The sequence below is a fragment of the Actinomyces sp. HMSC075C01 genome (assembly GCF_001812965.1).
Lineage (GTDB): Bacteria > Actinomycetota > Actinomycetes > Actinomycetales > Actinomycetaceae > Actinomyces > Actinomyces acetigenes.
The window spans coordinates 1,249-4,547 of record NZ_KV810999.1 but is presented as its reverse complement, the minus strand read 5'-3'; the positions used below and the strand labels follow the sequence as shown (position 1 = coordinate 4,547).

At 66.0% G+C, this 3,299-nt stretch carries 3 protein-coding genes; 1 reads left to right on the top strand and 2 read right to left on the bottom strand.

Translation table 11 applies throughout. The features are described 5' to 3' along the window. The first annotated feature begins 111 nt into the window (after positions 1-111). Positions 112-1,464, top strand: coding sequence for a replication-associated recombination protein A (locus HMPREF2883_RS07930; RefSeq protein WP_070660745.1), 1,353 nt, complete (start codon positions 112-114; stop codon positions 1,462-1,464). 740 nt (positions 1,465-2,204) lie between these two features. Here HMPREF2883_RS07930 and HMPREF2883_RS07925 read toward each other — a convergent pair. Together HMPREF2883_RS07925 and HMPREF2883_RS07920 are read right to left on the bottom strand one after the other, a co-directional pair. Then, positions 2,205-2,459, bottom strand: a complete 255-nt coding sequence (locus HMPREF2883_RS07925) for a hypothetical protein (RefSeq protein ID WP_070660743.1) — start codon at positions 2,457-2,459, stop codon at positions 2,205-2,207. 378 nt (positions 2,460-2,837) lie between these two features. Further along, positions 2,838-3,143: a hypothetical protein gene (locus HMPREF2883_RS07920; protein ID WP_176747176.1), complete on the bottom strand. Its 306-nt coding sequence runs from the start codon at positions 3,141-3,143 to the stop codon at positions 2,838-2,840. Positions 3,144-3,299: the final 156 nt, after the last annotated feature.

Sequence of the window (3,299 nt, the reverse complement as noted above, 5' to 3'; positions counted from 1 at the left end):
CATCATGGATGTGGGCCACCAACTAAACCAGCCCCCGATCGGTCAGAGGCCGGTTATCCCTGACGCAAGCGGCCGGAATTGATGTCGCCTCCAGGGCCTACGCTCGGAGGCATGGCTCGCAATGCGCCCGAACCCGACTCGCCCTCGCTCTTCGACGACGTCGGTCCTAACGGCTCCGGCCTCGTCGACGACCCGGCCCGCCCGCTGGCCGACCGGCTGCGCCCGCGGGCGCTCGACGTCGTCGTCGGTCAGGACCAGCTGCTCGCCGCTGACGCCCCGCTGGGCCGCATGGTGGCCTCCGGCCGCCTGGCCTCGATCATCCTGTGGGGTCCGCCGGGCTGCGGCAAGACGACGATCGCCCGGCTCCTGGCCGACCGCACCGGTCTGGTCTTCGAGCAGGTCTCGGCGACTTTCTCCGGGGTGGCCGATCTGCGTCAGGTCTTCGCCGCCGCGGCCCGTCGCCGCGAGATCGGGCAGGGCACGCTCCTGTTCGTCGACGAGATCCATCGCTTCAACCGTGCCCAGCAGGACTCCTTCCTGCCCTACGTCGAGGACGGGACGGTCGTCCTGGTCGGTGCGACCACCGAGAACCCGAGCTTCGAGCTCAACGGCGCCCTTCTGTCGCGCTGCCAGGTCATGGTCCTGCGCCGCCTGGACGAGGCCGCCCTGACCGAGTTGCTGGCGCGCGCCGAGTCCCTGACCGGCCGCGCCCTCGCCCTGACCGACGAGGCCCGCACCTCCCTGCTGGCCATGGCCGACGGCGACGGCCGCTACCTGCTGGGCATGGTCGAGCAGATCCTCGCCGCCCAGGACGCGGGCGGCGAGGGGCCACTTGACGTCGAGGGGCTGCGCGGCGTCATCACCTCCCGGGCTCCCCTGTACGACAAGTCCCGCGAGGAGCACTACAACCTCATCTCCGCCCTGCACAAGTCGATGCGCGGCTCCGACCCGGACGCCGCCCTGTACTGGCTGGCGCGCATGCTGGACGGGGGCGAGGACCCGCTCTACGTGGTGCGGCGTCTGGTGCGATTCGCCAGCGAGGACGTCGGCATGGCCGACCCGGCCGCCCTCCAGATGACGCTGGCCGCCTGGGACGCCTATGAGCGCCTGGGCTCACCCGAGGGGGAGGTCGCCATCGCGCAGGCGGTCGTCTACCTGGCCACCGCGCCCAAGTCCATCGCCGTCTACCGCGGTTACGGGCGGGCGGCGCGCCTGGCCCGCCAGACCGGCTCGCTCATGCCGCCGGCCCACATCCTCAACGCCCCCACCCGGCTCATGAAGGAGCTCGGCTACGGCGAGGGCTACGAGTACGACCCGGACACGGCCGACGGCTTCTCCGGCGCGGACTACCTGCCCGACGGCGTCGAGCGCCGGCCCCTCTACGAGCCGACCGCCAACGGCCACGAGCGCCGCATCCGTGAGCGTCTGGCGCACTGGGAGGACCTGCGGGCGCGTAAGCGCTGACCCTCAGGCTCAGCTGTCCAACGGGTCGTTCAGCAGGGCCCACTTTTCGTATGAATGCAGTCCGCGGTTGAGTGCGTCCTGCACTCATGCGGCGACATTCTGTCTACTGAATGCAGGAGTGCTCGTTCCAGCACAATGTTGTTCCTGGGGCGAGATTGATATTGAACTTATAGTCCCACCCTCCTGACTGTTGATCGTCAAAGAAGAGTGGAGGTGGGTTGACCTGCAGTAACGTTACGACGCCTAATCCGTCAATATAGACAGTTTCGCCGAGGTGCACGTCATAGGTGACTGAATCGTCATTCGTTCGGATCCAGCGCAGTGATCCGACCCATTGGTGGTTCTCCTTACGCATACGCCCCGCCTCCAGTTTCCCGTCGTCGGTGTAGGGAGGTGGTGTAGACCGCCCCAGGGAGACCGTGTGGCCTTCCTCGACACCTGTTGGCAGTGGCGTAGTCGTTGGCGGCCGGGTCCGCCACAGCCATCCGCCTGCCCCCAGTAGGAGTGCGAGCACGACGACGACTCCAATGGCACCCCAGAGAACACGCCTCCTTCGCTGCCTCGCCCGGTCAACACCTTGAGGGAAGGTTGCCGCGGCCGGGGTTACGGGTCCCCCAGGGGCGGGAGGCATCTCAGTCACGACCAATTTCCTTCCTGGGAGCGGGCTCTAGAAGCGCAGTGTTGAACAGAGGTGTCCCTGGATGAGGCGAGCTCAGTGACGGCCAGTCGCCTTCGCGGGTTCAGCAGGGGTTCCAGGGTTCACACCAGTGCAGGTCTGGGTTGAGGTTGATGTTGACCTCGATGGTCCAGCCGCCGGACTTCTGGTCTGAGAGAAGGGGTGGTGGGTTGACGGCGAGGAGGGTGACGGTGCCCAGGCCGTCGATATGGACACTCTCACCCAGGTGCAGCTCGTACACGGTCGGCTTCCCTCCCGTGGGGGTCCAGCGCACCGAGCCGATCCACTGATGACGCTCAGAGCGCAGGCCTCCGAGCACCAGCGTTCCCGTTCTGGCCTGTCGGGGAGGAAGTGAACTAGCAAGGGGGACTGTCTCACCCCCCTCCACCCCAGCCGGCAAGGAAACTCTCGTGGTACTCGGGCGGGTCCACCACAGCCACCCGCCTGCCCCCAGTAGGAGCGCGAGCATGACGACGACTCCGACTACGCCCCAGAGAAGACGCTTCCTTCGGTGCCTCACTCGGTCAATACCGTAAGGGGAAGAGGTCGCCACAGCGGGACTCTCAGAACTCTCATGGGCGGGAGGCGCCATAGTCACGACCAATTCCCTTCTTGGAGGAGAATTATCAAGGCACAGTGTTGGACAGAGCCATCACCGATGAAGCGAACTACGTGAAGACCGGTCGCCTTCACGGATTCAGCAGGGATCCCAGGGTTCACACCAGTGCAGTCCGGGGTCAAGTACGACATGGACTCGCGTCGTCCATCCACCGTCCTTGTCCTCGGGGATGAGGGGTGGTGGGTTGACGGCGAGGAGGGTGACGGTTCCCAGTCCGTCAATGTTGATACTCTCACCCAGATGCATCTCGTACGTGGTCGCCTTCCCTCCCTTGGGGGTCCAGCGCACCGAGCCGATCCACTGATGACGCTCAGAACGCATTCCCCCGGTCTCCAGCCTCCCGGTCTTGGTCTCAGGAGCAGGAATCGACCCATCAAGCGACATCACGTCGCCCCTCCCCACCCCCGCAGGTACAGCAACGCTGGTGGTGCTCGGTCGGCTCCACCACAACCACCCTCCCAATCCAGCCACAATCGCAACGACCACAACGACAGCGACAGCACCCGCCCACAGCATGCGTTTCCTATTTCCCGCCCTTTT